This is a genomic window from Janthinobacterium sp. CG3, assembly GCF_000344615.1.
Lineage (GTDB): Bacteria > Pseudomonadota > Gammaproteobacteria > Burkholderiales > Burkholderiaceae_D > Janthinobacterium.
The window spans coordinates 2,940,571-2,959,933 of sequence record NZ_KB467824.1 but is presented as its reverse complement, the minus strand read 5'-3'; the positions used below and the strand labels follow the sequence as shown (position 1 = coordinate 2,959,933).

Sequence of the window (19,363 nt, the reverse complement as noted above, 5' to 3'; positions counted from 1 at the left end):
CTGCGCGCACGCCGTCCCATGATTGGCGGAAATATATATGCCGTGCGGGCTTGATTGAGTTTGTTGTATCAATCACAATGGCGCTTTCATGTTGAAAGAGACCGCCATGCCTGTACCATACCGCGCCGACGCCGGGCGCCTGCGCTGGGCGCAGCGCGCCACCACCCCCGGCGGGGACGCCGATGTTTGACCGCGACGCCTTGCCACGGGTGTTGCCCTTCCTCGTCTACATCGCCTTCATTTTCATCGCCGACATGCTGGTGCGCAGCGGATTCGCCGCGCACGAGCTGCGTTGGTTGTACGCCGTCAAGATCGGCGCCGTGCTGGCGGTGCTGCTGGCGTTCCGCCGCCGCTACACCGAGTTGGCCTGGACCCGCATGGGCGCGCGCACGCTGGCTGCCGCGCTGGCCACCGGCGTGGTGGTGCTGGTGTTGTGGATTAACCTCAACGCTGGCTGGATGACGGTTGGCACGCCGCTCGGCTTCGATCCGCGCACCAACGGCGAGGTCGACTGGCTGATGGTGGCCGTGCGCATCGGCGGCGCCGCCCTGGTGGTGCCGGTGATGGAGGAATTGTTTTGGCGCTCCTTCCTGATGCGCTGGATCGAGTCGCCGAAATTTCTTGAAATTAAGCCCGCGCGCGTTAAAACCAAGGCTCTTGTTGTCACGGTGATATTATTCGGGTTTGAACATAACTTGTGGCTTGCCGGCATGGTCGCCGGCGCCGCCTACAGTATCCTTTATATGCGCAGCCAAAACCTCTGGTCGCCCATTCTCGCGCACGGCGTGACCAATGGTTTACTGGGGGTATGGATAATTTCTACTGGTCACTGGACTTACTGGTAATATTGCCCGTCAGTGGTTTGATCTTTCAAAAGACGAATAAAAATGTTGAGCTCCTCGCGAAAAAACATCGATTCCCGCCCGAATCGCCCATCTCTACCGCGCCGCGCCGCGCCCGGTGCGCTCGGCGCGCTGGCCGGTCTGTTCGGGGTGCTGTGCTGCGGTCCGGCCGCGGCCGCCGTCAGCGATACCGTGCACCCCTTCGTGGCGGTGGTGTATACCCACGACGACAACTTGTTGCGCCGCGGCGACGAGCCGTCGGGCGCCGACCCGCGCGGCGACAACCTCAAGCAAGTCCAGGCCGGCCTGTTGTTCGAGCGGCCGATCGGCCGGCAGATCTTGACCGGCCAGGCGAAGGTGTCGAAAGTCACCTTCGACCACTACGACCAGTTCAACTACAACGGCAAAGATTTCCTCGCCGCGCTGGAATGGCATGTCGCCAACCATCTCGAGGGTCATCTCGGCGCCAGCTACAACCAGACGCTGACGCCGTTTGCCGACTCGCAGGAAACCGAACGCAACCTGCGCGTGCAGCACCGCGCATACTTCGACGGCGGCTGGCGCTTCCATCCGAGCTGGCGGGTGCGCGGCGGCGTCAGCCGCGACCGCACCAGTTACGACCTGTCGTCGCAGCGCTTCAATGAGCGCACCGAGCTGGCCACCGAAGCCGGGCTCGACTACCTGGCCGCCAGCGGCAGCCGGGTCGGCCTGCAGTTGCGCAAGGTCAAGGGCACCTATCCGAACCGCCGCACCGTCGGCTCGCTGCTGGTCGACAACGATTACGATCAAAACGAAATCAAGGCCAACGTCTACTGGAACTACAGCGGCGCCACCCAGTTCCAGTTGCTGGGCGGATGGGTCGAGCGCAAGCACGCCTTTTTTACGCTGCGCGACGCCACCGGCGTCAACGGCCGGGCCATCGCCTACTGGGCGCCGACCGGCAAGCTGCGCTTCACCGCCACCGGCTGGCGCGAATTCGGCGTGGTCGAGAGCGCGCTGGTGAACAACAGCCTGAACAAGGGCGCCAGCCTGGCCGCCGTCTACGCCGCCAGCGCCAAGACCAGCGTTAACGCCTCGCTGCGGCGCGAGCGGCGCGACTTCTCCGGCCTCAACGGCGTGGTGCTGCCCGACGACTCCAGCGACTCGACGCGCTCCTCCTCGCTCGGTCTGAGCTATCAGCCGCACCGCGTCCTCACGCTCGGCGCCTCGCTGTCGCATGACGTGCGCGGCGGCTCCGCCATCATCGGCAGCGGCGGCTATAGCGCCAACGTCGTGTCGTTCAACGCCAGTGCACAGTTTTAAAGCAAAACATGACGGTCAATGATATCCCCTTAATTTCGTTTTTCCAGCGCATCCTCGATCCGATCATCATCATGGGGACGCTGTACCTGTTCTCGCTGGTGTTCGCCGAACCCTTCACCGGCTATTCGCTGGTGCTGATGATACTGGCGTTCTTCGTTTCCTCGTCGGTCTACCAGCGGGTCGACCCGTACCGCGCCTGGCGCAGCGGGCGCATGCTGGCCTACGCCTGCGACATCTTCATCGGCTGGGCCATCACCGCCGTGATCCTGGTGTTCCTCGGCTCGGCCAGCGGCCTGTCCTACCACTACGACGACACGGTGGTGCTGACCTGGTTCGCGGCGACGCCGTTCGCGCTGCTGCTGAGCCACCTGGCCGCGCGCAAGCTCGGCGCGGACCCGGCCCACGACAGCGAAATGCGCTCGGTGGTGATCATCGGCGCCAACGACGCCAGCCTGAAGTTCGCCGCCACCATCGGCCGCAACCCCAACCTGTTCATGGCCGTGCGCGGCTTTTTCGACGACCGCACCGACGACCGCTGGCCGGCCGAGATGCGCGAACCGATGCTGGGGCGGATGGCCGACATCGCCTCCTACGTGCGCGAGCACAGCATCAAGATGATCTTTATCAGCCAGCCGATCTCGGCCCAGCCGCGCATCCGCAAGCTGCTCGACGAACTGCAGGACACCACCGCGTCGGTGTATTTCCTGCCCGACATCTACGTCTTCGACCTGATGCAGGCGCGCTTCGACAACGTCGGCGGCATGCCCGTCATCGCCATTTGCGAGTCGCCGTTTACCGGCTTTAACAGCATGATCAAGCGCGGCAGCGACATCATCCTGGGCGGCTTGATCCAGGTCATGCTGCTGCCGGTCATGCTGGTGATCGCCATCGCGGTCAAGGCGACCTCCAGCGGCCCGGTGATTTTCCGCCAGCGCCGCTACGGCCTGTACGGCGAGGAAATCATCGTCTACAAGTTCCGCTCGATGACGGTGGCCGAGGACGGCGCCAAGGTGGTGCAGGCAACCAAGAACGACCAGCGCGTCACGCGCATCGGCGCCTTCCTGCGGCGCAGCTCGCTCGACGAATTGCCGCAGTTTATCAACGTGCTGCAGGGGCGCATGAGCATTGTCGGGCCGCGCCCACACGCGGTGGCGCACAACGAGCAATACCGCAAGCTGATCAAGGGTTACATGCTGCGCCACAAGGTCAAGCCCGGCATCACCGGCTGGGCCCAGGTCAACGGCCTGCGCGGCGAAACCGAAACGCTCGACAAGATGGAGGCGCGCGTCGAATACGACCTCGACTACCTGCGCAACTGGTCGCTGTGGCTGGACATCCGCATCATCGTGCGCACCGTCAAAGTGGTGTTGAAGCGTGACAACGCGCACTAGAATATTGCTTCATGGCAAAATAATAACTAAAAAACTGCTCGGCTTGATAATCCGGGCTAAAATAAGTCATGCTGGGGGCGGGGAGCGGGGGCGGACGCCGCCGCCGCCCCCGGTCGCCGGCCTGTGTTCCCGCCCGCCTGTCGTTCTCTACAGAACGGGCGCTTCGGGGCGCGTTGGTTTATGATGCCGCTCCGCCGCTCCGCCGCTCCGCGCCGGCCCGCTTTTTGCGCCCGCGCAAGGGGGCGTGGCGGTTTTTTGTCAAGCCGTTTAAGGTTGTTCTAATGTAATCTGACTTGTCATTCTTTATAATGTTGACAGGCATGCGGGGCGGGTTGCATACTCGCCACGCGCAGGATCCCGCCTCGCCCTTGTCGCCCAGCCGCGGCGCGGGCGGCGGTTTGGCCATCGGGGCGCGGCGGCGAAGCGCCGCGTACTTAACGTGAATCATGAAGGAACTATTTTGAACCATTTCGACCTTGCAGCTTTGATCAGGAATTCCAAGAAAAACGCGCCGGTGCGCCTGGCGTGCGCGGGCTTGGTGGTGCTCGTGGCGGCCGGGTTGAGCGCGTGCGGCGGCGAAAAGGCGAAGAAGCCGGGCCAGGCCCTGGCCAGCGTCAACGGCGAAGAGGTGACGATTCTGCAGTTGAACGAGGAGTTGCAGCGCTCCGGCGCGCAGCCGGCGCAGCAGGCCACCGCCAGCAAGCAGTTGCTCGAGGCGCTGATCGACCGCCAGTTGCTGCAAAGCGAGGCGGCCAAGGATAAAACCGACCGCGACCCGAAAGTGATGCAGGCGATAGAAAGGGCCAAGGCGCTGATCGTCGCCCAGGCCTATATGCAGAAGCGGGTCGGCAACGTGGCCAAGCCGGCCGCCGCCGAAGTCGAGGATTATTTCAACAAGAACCCGGGCTTTTTCAGCCAGCGCAAGCAATTCGACATGCGCGAGCTGATCGTCGGTAGCGCCGACGTGAACGACGAGCTGAAGGCGGCGATGGACGCCGCCAAGTCGCTAGAGGAAGTGGCGGCCTGGCTCGACGCGCACAAGGTCAAGTTCACCCGCACCCAGCTCTCGCGCACCAGCGCCGACCTGGCCCCGGAGCTGAGCGGCAAACTGCTGGCGATGCCGAAGGGGCAGTTGTTCATCATCAAGGAGGGCGAGCGCAGCATGTTAATCTCGATCGCCGAGATCAAGGACGCGCCGGTGACGCTGGAAGTGGCCAAGGGCCAGATCGAACAGTTCCTGTTCAACAAGCGCAACAAGGAAGCGGCCGACGCCGAACTGGCGCGCCTGCGCGCCGCCGCCAAGATCGAGTACTTCAACAAGGGCGAAGCGGCGCCGGCGCCGGCCGCTGCGGCCGCCAAGCCGGCCGCCCCGGCGGCCGACAGCAACGCCCGCGGCGTGGCCGGCTTGAAGTGAAGCCCCGGCGTTTTTTATTGATATTCACACATTACTGACAGGATTGAGCCCATCATGAAACGACTCGTACTTTGGATAGCGTCCGCGCTGTGTGCTTTTACCCTGGGCAACGCGGTCGCGGCCGACGTGCTGATCGGCGCCGGCGATGTGCTCAAACTGACCGTCTACGGCAATCCCGACCTGGCCACCGAAACCCGCGTCAGCGAAGCGGGCACCATCACCTTCCCGCTGCTGGGCCAGGTGCCGCTGGCCGGGCTGTCGGTGCCGGCCGCCGAGAAGAAGGTCGGCGCCGCCCTCGAGACGGGCGGCTTCCTGCGCCGCGCCCAGGTTAACATCATCGTCACCGTGCTGCAAAGCCAGCAGGTGTCGGTGCTGGGCCAGGTTAACCGCCCGGGCCGCTATCCGATCGACGGCCGGCGCAGCGTGCTGGACCTGCTGGCGCTGGCCGGCGGCATTTCCGGCGAAGGCGGCGACACGCTCAGCCTGATCCGCAAGCGCGACGGCAAGACCACCAAGGAAGTCGTCGACATCATTGAAATGGTGCGCAGCGGCGACCTGAACCGCGACATGGACGTCATCAGCAACGATGTCATCTACGTCGAGCGCGCGCCCCGCTTCTACATCTACGGCGAAGTGCAGCGCCCCGGCCCCTTGCGCCTCGAGCGCAGCATGACGGTGCTGCAGGCCTTGTCGGCCGGCGGCGGCCTGACCGCCCGCGGTACCGAGCGTAGCATCCGCATCAAGCGCCGCGACGCCGGCGGCGTGTTGCGCATCCTCGACGCCAAGCACGACGACATGGTGCAGGTCGACGATGTGGTGTACGTCAAGGAAAGCTGGTTCTGAGGCCGATCTCCTTGCTACACGGCCGGCGCGAGCCGGCCTCCCTCAGTCGTGATATGAAAGACCGTTTATGAATTTCTCCCAATTCCTGCTCATTTTGCGCGCGCGCAAGTGGATCATCCTGAGCGTCATGTTCGGCATCGTCGTGCTGACGCTGGCGGTGAACCTGATGCTGCCGAAGAGCTACAAGGCCACCACCTCGATACTGCTGAACTACAAGGGCGTCGACCCGTTGACCGGCCTGACCATGCCGGGGCAACTGCTGCCGGGCTATATGGCCACGCAGATCGACATCATCAGCAGCAAGAACGTCGCCCTGCGCGTCGTCGACGAACTCAAGCTGGCCACCGACCCGGCCGTGATCGCCCAGTTCAACGAAGCCACCCAGGGCCGCGGCACGGTGCGCGACTGGCTCGCCGACCTGCTGCTGAAAAAACTCGACATCGCGCCTTCGCGCGAGAGCAGCGTGATCGACATCAGCTTCAAGGGCGCCGACCCGGCGTTTACCGCCCTGGTCGCCAACTCCTTCGCCAACCAATACCAGCAGATCAGCATCCAGTTGCGCACCGATCCGCTGCGCAAGGCCTCCGGCTTCTTCGACGAGCAGACCAAGCTGCTGCGCGACAGCGTCGAGGCGGCCCAGAGCCGGCTCTCGAAATATCAGCAGGATAAGGGCATTGTCAGCATCGACAACCGCCTCGACGTCGAGTCGAACCGCCTCAACGACCTGTCCGGGCAACTGGTGCTGGCCGAAGGGCAGTTGATGGAGGCCAGCTCACGCCAGCGCATGGCGCAGGGCGGCTCCTCGGCCGAATCGCCGGACGTCGCCTCGAACCCGCTGATCCAGAGCCTGAAACTGGCGCTGGGCGCGGCCGAGGCGCACTTCGCCGACGTCTCGCAGCGGCTCGAGAAGAACCATCCGCAATACCAGAGCGCCAAGGCGGAACTCGACAAGCTGCGCTCGCAGTTCAACGAGCAGATCAAGCTGATTTCCAATAGCGTCGGCAACAACGCCCAGATCTTGCAGCAGCGTACCGAGTCGGTGCGCGCGGCCTTGTTGGCGCAGAAGAACAAGGTCCTCGAGCTGAACCGCACCCGCGACGAAATGAACGTGCTCAACAAGGACGTCGAAGGGGCCCAGCGCGCCTTCGACGCCGCCTCGCAGCGTTTTTCGCAAACCAAGATCGAAGGCCACGCCGAACAGTCCGACATCGCCGTGCTCAACCCCGCGGTGGCGCCGACCGAGACGGCCGGACCGCGGGTGGTCATCAACACGCTGCTGGCGGTGTTCCTGGGCGCGCTGTTGGGGGTGGCGGTCGGCATGTTGGCCGAGCGTATGAACCGGCGCGTGCGTTCGGAAACCGATTTGTACGATATGTTGCAAATTCCAGTGTTCGGCGCGATCGACTGGAACGCCTCCCGGAGCGGCCGCGGCCGCGCGGCGGACATGTTCTTGCCGCGCCGTTTGAAACTGAAATAATCGATGGAACAGACCATGAATCATCCAGCAATTGCCACCGCCACCGCCAGCGCGCGCCGGGGCGAATCGAGCATCGGCGCTCTTCTGCTCGAGTCCGGTAAAATCACGCCCGAAAGCGCCGAGCGCGTCTTGCGCATGCAAAAGGAATTGGGCATCCGCTTCGGCGAGGCGGCGGTGCGCCTGGGCCTGATTACCGAGGCCGACATCCAGCAGGTGCTGGCGCGCCAGTTCGACTACCCTTATCTGCAGCACGGCGAGGCCGGCTACTCGAAACAACTGGTGGCCGCCTACGAACCGTTCAGCCCGCAGGTGGAAACCCTGCGCGCCATCCGCAGCCAGTTGATGCTGCGCTGGTTCGCCCGCGGCCACAAGGCCTTGGCGATCGTCGGCATGAACCCCGGCGACGGCGCCAGCATGTTCGCCGCCAACCTGGCCGTGGTGTTTTCCCAGTTGGGCGAGCAGACCCTGCTGGTCGACGCCAATTTGCGCAAGCCCGGCCAGCACGCGATCTTCGACTTGAAGGGCGCGCAGGGCCTGTCGGACCTGCTGGCCGGACGCGCCGAGCTCGACGCCGTCGCCAGGATCGCCTCCTTCGTCGACCTGTCGGTGTTGCCGGCCGGTACGTTGCCGCCGAATCCGCAGGAATTGCTGAGCCGTGAATCGTTCGGCGCCCTCAACACCCAGTTCGCCTCGCGCTACGACGTCGTGCTCTACGACGTGCCGGCCGCCGTCACCGCCTCCGACATGTACGCGGTGGCGGCGCGCGCCGGCGGCGTGTTCGTCGTGGCGCGCAAGGACAAAACCGTGGTCGCCGACGTCCACGCCATGCAGGAGCAACTGCGCCAGAGCGGCGCCGAAATCGTCGGCTCCGTCATGGTCGACTTTTAATCGGATTGACCGTGATGACCACCATTTCACCCAAATTGCGCCAGTTCCAAGCCTCGCTGCCGGAGTGGGGCGCGATCCTCTTCGGCATGCTGGTGCTGTTCGTGCCGACGCTGTATGACTTGATGACGGGCTTGTGGGCCAAGGAAGAGCAGGCCCACGGACCAATCATCCTGGCCTTGTCGCTGTGGCTGCTGGCGCGGCGCTGGAGCGAAATGCGCGCGAAAAGCGCCGCGCCGCGGCACTGCGGCTGGGGCTGGCCGGTGCTGGCGGCGGCGCTGTTGTTTTACGTCGTCGGCCGGGCCATCAAAATCGCGCCGCTGGAAATCGGCTCCTTCATTTTGCTGATGGCGGCGATCTTGCTGCTGAAGTACGGGGTGGACGGCTTGAAGTTGCAATGGTTTCCATTTTTCTTCATGCTCTTCATGATTCCCTTGCCGGGGCCGCTGGTGGCGGCCGTGACGCTGCCGATGAAGCAGGCGGTGTCGTATGTCGCCGAACACCTGCTGTTCCTGTTCGACTATCCGGTCGCCCGCTCCGGCGTGACGTTGCAGATCGGCCAGTACCAGTTGCTCGTCGCCGACGCCTGCGCCGGCTTGCAGACGCTGCTGACGCTGGAAGCGCTGGGCCTGTTTTATTTGAACGTGGTGCGCCACACCTCGGCCTTCCGCAACATTGCGCTGGCGCTGCTGATCGTTCCCATTTCGTTTACCGCGAACGTGATACGGGTGTGCGTGCTGACCCTGGTGACCTATTACCTGGGCGACGCCGCCGGGCAGGGCTTCTTGCACGGCTTCGCCGGCATGGTGCTGTTCCTGAGCGCGCTGACCCTGATCCTCGGGGTGGACACGCTGTTGCAGTTCATTGTCAACTTCGGCGGCCGCAAGGCGGCGCCGCCACATCGTTCGGGGAACGCAGCATGATGAAGAAAATAACCTTGAGCCTGGTGCTGGGGGCGCTGATGGTGTCGTCGGCGCTGGCCACCCACGTCTTGAGCCCGACCCAAAAAGTGGTGGACCTGCATGACCGCATCGATCTCGCAAGCATGATCCCGGCCGCTTTCGGCGAATGGAAAATCGACAGTTCTATCATGCCGGTGCAAGTCGATCCGGAACTGCAGCGCCGTCTGGACGCGATTTATAACCAAACGCTGTCGCGCACCTACATCAACCCCCAGGGGCAGCGGGTGATGCTGTCGATGGCCTACGGCGGCGACCAGACCGGCAGCCTGGAGATGCACAGGCCGGACCAGTGTTACGGCGCCCAGGGCTTCGAGATCAGCAATATCAGGCGCGACAAGATGGCTTCGCCGTTCGGCAGTTTTGCCCTGACCCGGCTGATCGCCGCCACCGACGGCCGCCACGAACCGATTTCCTACTGGATGACGGTGGGCGACCGGGCGGTTAAAGACGGCCTGGAGCAAAAAATCCAGAAATTCCGCTATATGCTGACCGGCAAGATCCCCGATGGCATGCTGGTGCGCGTGTCGACCATCAATCAAGACGACGCCGAGGCGTTTCGCCAACAAGACCGGTTTGTCAACGACTTGCTGGGCGTACTCGGCGCCAAGGACAGGGTCCGGCTCATCGGTTCCGTCGACGCGGCGCAAGATAAACATTGAGCAATATTGATATCATGGACATGACGGCGATACCAGCCGAGGCCATCGACGCCGGCGCCGGCGCGGCCAAGTTGTCCATCCTTTACCTGGGACCGGCAAGCGGCACCTGTCAGGACCGCGCCGACGCCTTGCGCCGCCTCGGCCACCAAGTCACGCACGTCGATCCGCGCGCCCTGTTGCCGCGATCGGTCTGGGTCGACCGCCTGACGTGGCGGCTGGGCGGCGGCCTGTTCAGCGGCATGCTGCGCGGCGCGCTGGCGCGCACCTTGGACGGCGCGCGCTTCGACTTGTGCTACGTCGACGGCGGCGTCTGGGTGACGCCGAAGGTCGTGGCGGCCCTGCGCCGGTACGCCGCGCGCGTTATCAACTACAACATCGACGATCCTCTGGGGCCGCGCGACGGCCGCCGCTTCAGCGCCTATCGCCAGAGCCTGGCGCATTACGACCTCAGCGTCGTGATGCGCGCCCACAACGTGGCCGAGGCCGAGGCGCGCGGCGCCCGCGCCGTGCTGCGCGTGTTCATGTCGGCCGACGAGGTGTCCCACGCGCCGCGCCCGCTCAGCGCCGAGGACCATGCGCGCTGGGATTGCGAGGTGCTGTTCCTGGGCACCTGGATGCCGGAGCGCGGCCCCTTCCTGCTTGAGTTGGTGCGCCGCGGCGTGCCGCTGGCGATACGCGGCCCGAACTGGCAGAAGGCGCCGGAATGGGCCGCGCTGCGGCCGTACTGGCGCGGCGGCGCGGTGAAGGGCGACGACTACGCCAAAGCCATCCAGTGCGCCAAGGTCAACCTTGGTTTGCTGTCGAAGGGCAACCGCGACGAACACACCACGCGCTCGCTTGAAATCCCCGCGCTGGGCGCGCTGCTGTGCGCCCAGCGCACCCCGGAACACCTGGCCATGTATGTGGAAAAACAGGAAGCGCTGTTCTGGGACGACCCCGTCGAATGCGCGGCGATGTGCCGCTTCGCCCTGCTCGACGAGGAGCGGCGCCTGGCGTTGGCGCGCGCCGGACAGGCGCGCCTGCGCCGCAACGGGCATATGAACCAGTCGGTGCTGGCGCAGATCCTGCGCCAGGCCGTGCTGTAGCAGTGTTGTATGCCATTCAAGCAATATTTACCCGGGTAGACCAGTATGCGTAACAAGGCGGTGTTAACTAGTTCGTCGGCGATTAATTCGTTGCTGGTACTGATGGTGCTGGCGGCGTCGGTGGCGCAACTGTTGATCGATATCGACACCGTCAATATCGCCTGCGTCTGCGTGTTGGCCTGGATCTCGCTGGTCACGCTGCTGTATGTGCGCTGGACCGATTCCTGGCGTACCCATCCGCTGTCGACGTTCTCGCTGTTCGGGCTGTGCATGACGACCCAGTGCGGCGCCTTGCTGATCCAGACGGCCGCCTGGACCCCGGTCGCCTACGCGCTGCGCCAGCCGTTCACCACCTTCGCCACGCTGGCGCTGTTTCAACTGGTGGCCCTGGGCGCGCACGCGACCTACCGCTTCATCCCGGCGCTGCAGTTCGGCGACCGCTCGAGCGTGCGCGCGCTGCTCAAGCGCACTGCCATCTATGCGCTGCCCAGCGTGGGCATGCTGTGGATTTTCGGCGCCATCGGTTTCATCTGCCATTTCGGCGGCGGCGGCGTCGACGGCGACCCCGGCAGCAAAGTCATCGTCGGCTTCCGCTTCCTGATTTTCGCGCCCTTCCTGATCCCCCTGTATGTGCAGGACGAGGGGGCGGCGTATTGCCGCTTCCCGCGCAAGCACTATTTGTGGCTGGTGCTGTACGCCATCATGGTGGCGCTACTGGGGGTGGCGGCCAACACGCGCGGCCTGATGCTCACCGGTATCGTCACGGTCGGGCTGGTGGTGGTGCTGTGGCTGATGCGCAACCCGGTCGGCATCACCAGCGCCCATCTCTACAAGGCGGGCGGCACCGTCGCCGTGCTGGCGACGCTGATGCTGCCGCTGTCCTACCTGTCGACGGCCATGGTCGTGGCGCGGCAATACAACGGCCCGATCGGCGCGGCGCGGATGACGCCGGTGGAGATGATCGGTAAAACCTACCAGGTGATGCAGCAGCCGGCCTTGATCGCGGCCTACCGCCTGCGCGCCAAACTGGCCACCGCCAGCAGCCGTTACGACGAGAACTACATCGCCAACCCGATGCTCGCGCGCTTCGTCGAAACCAAGTTCCACGACAACGCCCTGTTTTTCGCCTCCAACCTGTCGGCCCGCTCCGAGGACAGCCTGGAACGGATGACGGTCAACTTCATGTGGGGCATCCTGCCCGAGCCGCTGTTGAAGGGCATGGGCGTGAAGGTGAAGAAGGCCGACTTGAATTTTTCCATGGGCGACTACCTGCTGTACTTGAACAATGGCTACGCGCTGGGCGGCAGGAAAACCGGCTCCGTCTTCGCCCAAGGCTTGGCCCTGTTCGGCGTGCTCTTTCCGGTGGTATATTTTTTCATCGCCATCATCCTGTTCGCGCTGCTTGACTTGTTGGCGTTCAAGAACGCCTACGGCAGAATCGTGCTGACGGTGCCGGCCATGATCAATATGTTCCGCTACTTCATCGCCGGCATCACCGGGGAGTCGCTGCACCAAGTGGTGACGACGGCCACCCGCGGCCTGCTGCAAACGGTGTTGATTTATTTGCTGGTGTACTACGTCGCCAAAGGCTTGTTGCGTCTGTTTTCCGGCAATTCCGCCAAACCCGCCGCCGCCCCGGCCTGAGGCGGCGCCAATCCGGCCGCGCGCAGGGCGCGGCCACAGCGCGGCGCGCGCTTTTCCGCGTCTGTCGATTTTAATAGGTGGTTTATGTCTTGTGAGTTAGTCGGAACTGGTTGGTATTCATCGAACGCGGCAAGAAACTACATCGCCTTCGGCGACGACGCGATCCGCGGCGTCGAGTTCCGCCCGCTGTGGTGGCGCTCGCTCGATACCTTCGTCAAACCGCAGCACGTGCTGGTGGTCGATTCCGCCTCGCCGCTGAAGCCGGACGACCAGGCCCACACCGCCACCAGGTTCAGCCGTCTTGAATTGTTGGTCAATCCGGGCCACGCCCAGAACGGCGCGACCCATTACTGCGGGGCGATGGCGGCGATCATCATGGGGCTCGAGTTCGCGCTGCACAACGATGTCGACATGTTCGTCTACGTCGAGCAGGACGCGCTGGTGTTCGGCGACAGGATCGTCGAACGGACCAAGAACGCGCTGCGCCGCCACGACCTGGTGTTCGGCGCCCACGGCCGCGGCGGCCAGATCATCCAGCACAGTTATTTCGCCGCCAACAAGCGCGGCATCCGCCAGTTCCTGCGCGGCCTGCACGCGATGCAGTGCAGCGACCGGCAGATCGCGCCCGAACACAAGTTCATGTTCGCCGCGTCGACCTACTTTCCCGAGTTCCTCAGCAGGGCCATTTCCTTCGACAACCCGGCGCTGGTGCGGCGCGCCTGCGTGCGACTGTTTACCGCCATCATGAGTATGTCGAAGAATTACGCGCTGCTACCGTTCGGTTATGGACGCGACCGGCCGATCAATTTCAGCGACGACGCCTTCTATTTCCAGCAGGCCAGCGCCGACGAAATCGCCCAATATACCAAACGCGCCGGCTTTTAAGCCGGCCCGCCGCGCCGGCGCCCGCCGCCGGCGCCCGCTGCCCCCCCATCGCCATCCTCCGAGTCCCCGCCGTCCTATGAGTGTCTTACATCGTTTCCTGTCCGCCAGCGCGGCGTCTTGGGTGAAAATCCTGCTTACCGTGGTCAGCCAGGTGTTGCTGGTGCCGGTCTTCCTGAGCCACTGGACGGTCGAGCAGTACGGCTGCTGGCTGATCGTCCAGACCATCGTCGGCATCTCCTCCATCCTCAGCGTCGGCTACCAGAACTACGTCGGCTTCGAATTCCTCAAGGCCGGCAGCGGCGCGCCGCTGCTGATCCGCCGCCTGTTTTATTCGGCCTTGCCGGTGGTGCTGTTAATTTCCCTGTTCGAGCTGCTGCTGGTGGCGCTGCTGGCCTACTGGGGCGTGCTGGCGCTGGCCTTCGATGCCGACGGTAGCATGCCGCCGGCGCTGTTGCGCGAGGCGATGTGGTCGCTGGTGCTGTATTCGCTGTCCTGGCTGGTGAGCAGCAGCGCCGGCGGCATGGCCGGGCGGGTGGTGGCGCCCTACGGCCAGTTTCCGCGCATGGCCTGGTGGAACACCATCCTGGCGCTGGGCGTGGCGCTGACCTCGGGCATCGCGGTGGCGCTGGGCGCCGGCCTGCTCGGCACGGTCGCCTGCATCGCCGCCGCCAACCTGCTGGTCAACCTGCCGCTGCACCTGGACATGTGGAGCATGTTCCGCCGCTACGGCCTGTTCCCCGTCGCGCCGGACTGGCGCCTGGGCTGGCGCGGCGCCTGGCAGTCGCTGGCCATCTCGCTGAGCACGGTGCTCGACCTGTCGCGCCAGCAGGGCGTGCGCATCTTCCTGGGCGCCATCATCGGCGTGGCGCCGATGACCGCCTTTTCCACCATGCGCACGATGAGCAACATCTCGCTGCAGGGCATCGGCACCATCACCAATCCGATCATGCCGGAAATTATGCGCTTCCTGCGCGAGCGCGACGCCGAGCGCACCGACGCCACCATGGGCTTCGTCTGGTTCTTTTCCGTCATGCTGCTGGTGCCGGTGCTGATCGCCTTCCAATGGGTCATGCCGGCGCTGTTCGCTATCTGGACCCGCGGCAAGATCGCCTTCGACCCGGCCCTGTTCGGCCTGTTCTCGATCGCCCTGCTGGTGTTTGCCATCGCCAGGCCGGCGATGGCCGTCTTGCAGGGCAATAACCTGCTGCGCGTCCAGCTGTATATTTCCATCGCCGTCAGCGCGCTGGCGGTGGCCGGCATCGTCCTGCTGACCGGGCGCTTCGGCGTGGTCGGCGCCGGCGCCGTGCTGCTGCTGGCCGAATGCGGCGGCAGCGTGCTGGCGGTGTTTTTCGCCGCCCGCTGGCTGCGCGAAAACGGTATGGTGTTTCCGTGGCAACTGTTGCGCATCGCGGCGGCCGCCATCGGCGTGGCCGGCGCCGGCATCGGCGCCATGGTGCTGTGGCCAACGGCGGCGGCGGCGGCGGCGGCGCTGTCGGCCGCCTGCGCCGTGCTGTGCTGCGTCTGGTTCGTGCGGCGCCTGCCGGCGCCGGCGCTCGAGAAGGTGGCGGCGATGGCGCGCCGCCTGCCGGGCCTGCGCCGCGCCGGCTAGGGCGCGGCGGAGCCGCGTCCGCTTGGATTGCACGGATGAAATATCGTTCGTGTTATGATTAAGTCATGAATCGCGCCGGCGCCCGCCGGCGCCGCCATTTGACAACCATGGCGCGCCGCCGGAACCTCCGGCGCGCGCATCAATTATTTTACAGATGATAACTATGCCGATTTCTCCCTCCCCATTCCCGGCGCCGCGCGCGCGCCGCGCCGGGCGCGCCCGTCCGAGCTTCCGGCGGGGGGCGCGCGCGTGAGGATATTGCACATTCTGCCCACGATCGACCCCAAGGCCGGCGGCCCGATGACCGGCGTCGGCAACTACGGCGTGCGCGCGGTGCAGGCCGGCCACACCATCGAAGTGGTCACGCTGGACCCGCCGGACGCCCCCTACCTGGCGCAATTCCCGCTGCCCTCGCACGCGCTGGGGCCGGCCGCCGGCCACTACCGCTACAGCGCCCGGCTCACGCCGTGGCTGCTGCGCCACGCCGCCGAATACGACCTGGTGGTCATCAACGGCTTGTGGCAATACCATTCCTTCGGCGCCTGGCGCGCGCTGCGCCGCCTGAAGGTGCCCTATGTGGTGTTTACCCACGGCATGCTGGACCCGTGGTTCAAGCACACCTATCCCTTGAAGCACCTGAAAAAATGGCTGGCCTGGCCGTGGTCCGACTACCGCGTGCTGCGCGACGCCGCCGCCGTGCTGTTTACCTGCGAGGAGGAGCGCCTGCTGGCGCCGCAGTCGTTCTGGTTGTACCGCGCCAACGGCCGGGTCGTCAACTACGGCGCGGCCAGCGCGCCGACCGGGCGGGCGCAGTTGCAGGAAGTGTTTTTCGAGCGCTATCCCGAGCTGCGCGGCAAGCGCCTGCTGGTGTTCCTCAGCCGCATCCAGGAAAAGAAGGGCTGCGACATGCTGCTGACCGCCTTCGCCGAGGCGGCCGCGCGCGAGCCCGAGCTGCACCTGGTCATGGCCGGGCCGGACCAGAGCGGCCTGGTGGCCGGCCTGCAGGCGCAGGCGCAGGCGCTGGGCGTGGCCGGGCGCGTCACCTGGACCGGCATGCTCACGGGCGACATGAAATGGGGCGCCTTCTACGCCGGCGAAGCCTTCGTGCTGCCCTCGCACCAGGAGAACTTCGGCATCGCCGTGGCCGAGGCGCTGGCCTGCGGCTTGCCGGTGCTGATCTCGGACAAGGTCAACATCTGGCGCGAGCTCGACGCCGACGGCGCCGCCTTCGTTGCCCCCGACACGGTGGTCGGCACCCGCGCCACGCTGCAGCGCTGGCTGGCCCTGGACGCCGGCGCGCGCCAGCGCATGGCGCGCCAGGCCCGCGCCACGTTCGAGCGGCGCTACACGGTGGAGGCGATGACCACCAGCCTGCTCGACGAATTCCGGCGCGCGGCGGCCTGATTCGTTTGGCGCCGGGTTCCGGCGTTGTGCTTTGATTATCAAGTAAAATTGATGTCTGACACTGTTTCCGGCCGGCCCGGCGCTGGCCGGCGCCGTCGGCCATATTTATAGGTTCCCCGATCCCGCTCTATGAAGATTATTCTTTTTTGCCACCCGCGCTTCCTGCCGTCGCAGAGCATGCCGCGCTTCGCCAATATGCTCAAGGCGGCCTACGACGCGCGCGGCCACCAGGTCGAGATGTGGTCGCCGCAGCCGCGCGCCTACCACTGGGTGCCGCGCGGGCGCCTGTCGAAGTGGGCCGGCTACATCGACCAGTTCATTTTTTTCCCGCGCTGGGTGGCCGCCGCGCTCAAGGGCCAGCCGGACGACGTGCTGTACGTGTTTTGCGACCAGGCGCTGGGCCCCTGGGTGCCGCTGGTCAAGGACCGGCCGCACGTGGTGCACTGCCACGACCTGCTGGCGCTGCGTTCGGCGCTGGGCCTGATCCCGGAAAACCCGACCGGCTGGAGCGGCCGGCTGTACCAGCGCTACATCCGCCGCGGCTTCCGCCAGGCGCGCCACTTCATCTCGGTGTCGACCAAGAGCAAGGTCGACCTGCGCGAGATCGGCGGCGCCGCGCCGCTGACCTCGGAGGTGGTGTACAACGGCCTGAGCTTCCCGTTCGCCCGGCAAGGCCGGGAGGACGCGGCGGCGCTGCTGCGCGCGCGCGGCCTGCCGGTCGAAGCCGGCGGCATGTTGTTCCACGTCGGCGGCGGCCAGTGGTATAAGAACCGCGCCGGCATGATCCGCATGTACGCCAGTTACGCCGCCTCGGTGGCCGAGCCGCTGCCGCTGTGGTGCCTGAGCCCCGAGCCGAACGAGGCGGTGCGGGCGGCGCTGGCCGAGGTGCCGCCGCGCGGCAAGGTGCTGTTCTTCCAGGGCTTCGACAACGAGACGCTGCAGGCGGCCTATTCGTACGCGCGGGCGTTCCTGTTCCCCAGCCACGCCGAGGGCTTCGGCTGGCCGCTGGTGGAGGCGCAGGCTTGCGGCTGCCCGGTGTTGACCACCGACGACGCGCCGATGAACGAGGTGGCCGGCCCGCATTCGCACTATGTGCCGCCGCTGCGCGGCGACGCCGACGTCGCGGCCTGGGCCGCGCACAGCGGCGCGGTGCTGCGGGCGATGCTCGAGCTGGCGCCGGCGGCGCGCGCGCGCGACGTCGCGCTCGGCCTGGACTGGGCGGCGCGCTTTAGCGCCGAGCTGGCCATCGACGGCTACCTGCGGGTCTACCAGGACGTGCTGGCGCGCCCGCACGCCGCCGCCAGCGCCGCCGCGCCGGCGCTGGCGGGCGCCGCCAAATGAGTTTCCACCCTTTTTTTTTGCCAGACTGCACACTGATATATGACCACACACATGACTGACGCCAACCGCTACCTTGTCACCGGGGGCTCCGGCTTCATCGGCACCAACCTGGTCGAACGCCTGCTGCAGGACGGTTGCACCGTGCTCAGCGTCGACGCCAAGGCGCCGGCCAACCCGGCCCACGGCGCGGTGTTCCGCAACGTCGACCTGCTCGACTACCCGGCCATGGAGGCGGTGTTGCGCGAATTCCAGCCGACCCACGTCTACCACCTGGGCGCGCGCACCGACCTGCTGGGCGCCACGCTGGCCGACTACGCCGCCAACACCGACGGCGTGGCCAACGTGATCCGTGCCACGCGCGCCTGCCCGAGCGTGCGGCGGGTGCTGTTCTGCTCGTCCCGGCTGGTCTGCAAGATCGGCTACCCGCCGTCCGGGCCGCTCGATTTCTGCCCCACCACGCCCTACGGCGAAAGCAAGGTCAAGGGCGAAATGCTGGTGCGCGAAGCCGGCATCACCGAATACAGCTGGGCGCTGGTGCGCCCGACCTCGCTGTGGGGGCCGTGGTTCGGCGTGCCCTACCGCACCTTTTTCGAGCAGGTCAAGCGCCGCCGCTACGTCCACCCGGCCGGCAAGGTGGTGCGCAAGTCGTTCGGCTACGTCGGCAACTCGGTGTTCCAGCTGCGCGCCCTGATGGCCGGCGCCGCCGCCGTCGTGCAGGGCCAGGTGTTCTACATCGGCGACTACGAGCCGATCGAGGTGAACACCTTCGCCAACGCCATTTCGGCCGCCTTCGACGGCCCCGCCGTGCGCCAGGTGCCGCCGCTGCTGCTGTCGGGCGCGGCGCTGCTGGGCGACGCGCTGGCCAAGTGCGGGTATACCCACCCGCCCTTGACGACTTTCCGCCTGAACAACATCCTCACCGAAATGATCCACGATTTCGACAACCTGAAGGCGATCACCGGGCCGCTGCCGTTCTCCAACGGCGAGGCGATCCGCACCACGGTGGCGTGGATCAAGGCGCACGGCTGATGGGCGCGGCGGGTAAGCGTTACCAGGACCTGTCGCGCTTTTCGGTGCCGCCGGGCTTTCGCGGGCGCAACGCGCTGTGGGTGCAACTGTGGTGGGTGGTGCAGGATACGCTGTTCGCCTGGTCGCCGCAGATCTGCTACCGTTTCCGGGTCGCGTTGCTGCGCCTGTTCGGCGCGAAGATCGGCAAGAACGTGCTGATACGCGCCTCGGCCCGCGTCACCTATCCGTGGAAGCTGGAGATCGGCGACCATGTCTGGGTCGGCGACGACACCGTGCTCTACAACCTGGCAGAGATCCACATCGGCGACCACGTCGCGCTGGCGCACCGGGTCTACCTGTGCACCGGCCTGCACGACATCGGCCGCGCCAGCTTCGACATCGGCGCCAAGCCGATCCGACTGGAAGAGCAGGTCTGGTTGCCCAACGACGTGTTCGTCGCGCCGGGCGTGACGATAGGCGCCGGCAGCGTCATCGGCGCGCGCAGTTCGGTGTTCCACGATATGCCGGCCGGCATGATCTGCCACGGTTCGCCGTGCCGCCCGGTCAAGCCGCGCCCCTGCCAAGACGGTCAATAAGGGCGGCGCGGCCGCG

17 protein-coding genes are annotated in these 19,363 nt (G+C 65.8%); all 17 read left to right on the top strand.

Features of this window, described 5'->3' with window-relative positions:
* Window positions 1–182: 182 nt before the first annotated feature.
* The 17 genes from JANGC3_RS0112895 to JANGC3_RS0112815 all read left to right on the top strand — a co-directional run bounded on the left by JANGC3_RS0112895 (window position 183) and on the right by JANGC3_RS0112815 (window position 19,347).
* Window positions 183–845: a CAAX prenyl protease-related protein gene (locus JANGC3_RS0112895; RefSeq protein WP_026132922.1), complete on the top strand. Its 663-nt coding sequence runs from the start codon at window positions 183–185 to the stop codon at window positions 843–845.
* A gap of 42 nt (window positions 846–887) precedes the next feature.
* Window positions 888–2,144, top strand: a complete 1,257-nt coding sequence (epsL, locus tag JANGC3_RS0112890) for an XrtB/PEP-CTERM-associated polysaccharide biosynthesis outer membrane protein EpsL (protein ID WP_017876905.1) — start codon at window positions 888–890, stop codon at window positions 2,142–2,144.
* Window positions 2,145–2,152: 8 nt separating this feature from the next.
* Window positions 2,153–3,535: an undecaprenyl-phosphate glucose phosphotransferase gene (locus JANGC3_RS0112885; RefSeq protein ID WP_017876904.1), complete on the top strand. Its 1,383-nt coding sequence runs from the start codon at window positions 2,153–2,155 to the stop codon at window positions 3,533–3,535.
* A 460-nt stretch (window positions 3,536–3,995) separates the two neighbouring features.
* The gene (locus tag JANGC3_RS0112880; protein ID WP_026132921.1) at window positions 3,996–4,949 is read left to right on the top strand and encodes an EpsD family peptidyl-prolyl cis-trans isomerase; all 954 of its coding nucleotides are present in this window, start codon (window positions 3,996–3,998) and stop codon (window positions 4,947–4,949) included.
* 54 nt (window positions 4,950–5,003) lie between these two features.
* Window positions 5,004–5,792: a polysaccharide export protein EpsE gene (gene epsE / locus JANGC3_RS0112875; protein ID WP_026132920.1), complete on the top strand. Its 789-nt coding sequence runs from the start codon at window positions 5,004–5,006 to the stop codon at window positions 5,790–5,792.
* 67 nt (window positions 5,793–5,859) lie between these two features.
* Window positions 5,860–7,269 (top strand): chain length determinant protein EpsF, encoded by a 1,410-nt coding sequence (gene epsF, locus JANGC3_RS0112870; protein ID WP_017876901.1) that lies wholly within the window; start codon window positions 5,860–5,862, stop codon window positions 7,267–7,269.
* Window positions 7,270–7,284: 15 nt separating this feature from the next.
* Window positions 7,285–8,157, top strand: a complete 873-nt coding sequence (gene epsG / locus JANGC3_RS0112865; RefSeq protein WP_026132919.1) for a chain length determinant protein tyrosine kinase EpsG — start codon at window positions 7,285–7,287, stop codon at window positions 8,155–8,157.
* 14 nt (window positions 8,158–8,171) lie between these two features.
* Window positions 8,172–9,077, top strand: coding sequence for an exosortase B (gene xrtB / locus JANGC3_RS0112860; protein WP_017876899.1), 906 nt, complete (start codon window positions 8,172–8,174; stop codon window positions 9,075–9,077).
* Complete coding sequence (epsI, locus tag JANGC3_RS0112855; protein ID WP_017876898.1) at window positions 9,074–9,775, top strand: exosortase-associated protein EpsI, B-type; 702 nt, start codon at window positions 9,074–9,076, stop codon at window positions 9,773–9,775. The genes xrtB and epsI overlap by 4 nt, the downstream gene beginning before the upstream one ends.
* A complete protein-coding gene (locus tag JANGC3_RS0112850) occupies window positions 9,772–10,860 on the top strand; it encodes a CgeB family protein (RefSeq protein WP_232429700.1) in 1,089 nt (362 codons plus the stop codon). Before epsI ends, JANGC3_RS0112850 begins: the two co-directional genes overlap by 4 nt.
* A gap of 90 nt (window positions 10,861–10,950) precedes the next feature.
* Entirely contained in the window at window positions 10,951–12,504 is a 1,554-nt protein-coding gene (locus JANGC3_RS0112845) for a hypothetical protein (protein WP_017876896.1), read from the top strand.
* A gap of 84 nt (window positions 12,505–12,588) precedes the next feature.
* Window positions 12,589–13,389 (top strand): hypothetical protein, encoded by an 801-nt coding sequence (locus tag JANGC3_RS0112840; RefSeq protein ID WP_017876895.1) that lies wholly within the window; start codon window positions 12,589–12,591, stop codon window positions 13,387–13,389.
* A 121-nt stretch (window positions 13,390–13,510) separates the two neighbouring features.
* The gene (locus tag JANGC3_RS0112835) at window positions 13,511–14,998 is read left to right on the top strand and encodes a lipopolysaccharide biosynthesis protein (RefSeq protein WP_017876894.1); all 1,488 of its coding nucleotides are present in this window, start codon (window positions 13,511–13,513) and stop codon (window positions 14,996–14,998) included.
* 249 nt (window positions 14,999–15,247) lie between these two features.
* Complete coding sequence (locus tag JANGC3_RS29235; RefSeq protein WP_035787663.1) at window positions 15,248–16,402, top strand: glycosyltransferase; 1,155 nt, start codon at window positions 15,248–15,250, stop codon at window positions 16,400–16,402.
* A gap of 129 nt (window positions 16,403–16,531) precedes the next feature.
* A complete protein-coding gene (locus JANGC3_RS0112825; protein WP_017876892.1) occupies window positions 16,532–17,743 on the top strand; it encodes a glycosyltransferase in 1,212 nt (403 codons plus the stop codon).
* Window positions 17,744–17,794: 51 nt separating this feature from the next.
* Window positions 17,795–18,772 carry an NAD-dependent epimerase/dehydratase family protein gene (locus JANGC3_RS0112820; RefSeq protein WP_017876891.1) on the top strand — a complete coding sequence of 326 codons (978 nt, stop codon included), beginning with the start codon at window positions 17,795–17,797 and terminating at the stop codon, window positions 18,770–18,772.
* Complete coding sequence (locus JANGC3_RS0112815; RefSeq protein WP_017876890.1) at window positions 18,772–19,347, top strand: putative colanic acid biosynthesis acetyltransferase; 576 nt, start codon at window positions 18,772–18,774, stop codon at window positions 19,345–19,347. The genes JANGC3_RS0112820 and JANGC3_RS0112815 overlap by 1 nt, the downstream gene beginning before the upstream one ends.
* Window positions 19,348–19,363 lie beyond the last annotated feature (16 nt).

What these genes read in the sequence shown, in the direction of transcription:
- JANGC3_RS0112895 (WP_026132922.1), top strand. Translation starts at nt 183, where the DNA reads ATGTTTGACCGCGACGCCTTGCCACGGGTGTTGCCCTTCCTCGTCTAC.
- epsL (WP_017876905.1), top strand. Translation starts at nt 888, where the DNA reads ATGTTGAGCTCCTCGCGAAAAAACATCGATTCCCGCCCGAATCGCCCA.
- JANGC3_RS0112885 (WP_017876904.1), top strand. Translation starts at nt 2,153, where the DNA reads ATGACGGTCAATGATATCCCCTTAATTTCGTTTTTCCAGCGCATCCTC.
- epsE (WP_026132920.1), top strand. Translation starts at nt 5,004, where the DNA reads ATGAAACGACTCGTACTTTGGATAGCGTCCGCGCTGTGTGCTTTTACC.
- epsF (WP_017876901.1), top strand. Translation starts at nt 5,860, where the DNA reads ATGAATTTCTCCCAATTCCTGCTCATTTTGCGCGCGCGCAAGTGGATC.
- epsG (WP_026132919.1), top strand. Translation starts at nt 7,285, where the DNA reads ATGAATCATCCAGCAATTGCCACCGCCACCGCCAGCGCGCGCCGGGGC.
- xrtB (WP_017876899.1), top strand. Translation starts at nt 8,172, where the DNA reads ATGACCACCATTTCACCCAAATTGCGCCAGTTCCAAGCCTCGCTGCCG.
- epsI (WP_017876898.1), top strand. Translation starts at nt 9,074, where the DNA reads ATGATGAAGAAAATAACCTTGAGCCTGGTGCTGGGGGCGCTGATGGTG.
- JANGC3_RS0112840 (WP_017876895.1), top strand. Translation starts at nt 12,589, where the DNA reads ATGTCTTGTGAGTTAGTCGGAACTGGTTGGTATTCATCGAACGCGGCA.
- JANGC3_RS0112825 (WP_017876892.1), top strand. Translation starts at nt 16,532, where the DNA reads ATGAAGATTATTCTTTTTTGCCACCCGCGCTTCCTGCCGTCGCAGAGC.
- JANGC3_RS0112820 (WP_017876891.1), top strand. Translation starts at nt 17,795, where the DNA reads ATGACTGACGCCAACCGCTACCTTGTCACCGGGGGCTCCGGCTTCATC.
- JANGC3_RS0112815 (WP_017876890.1), top strand. Translation starts at nt 18,772, where the DNA reads ATGGGCGCGGCGGGTAAGCGTTACCAGGACCTGTCGCGCTTTTCGGTG.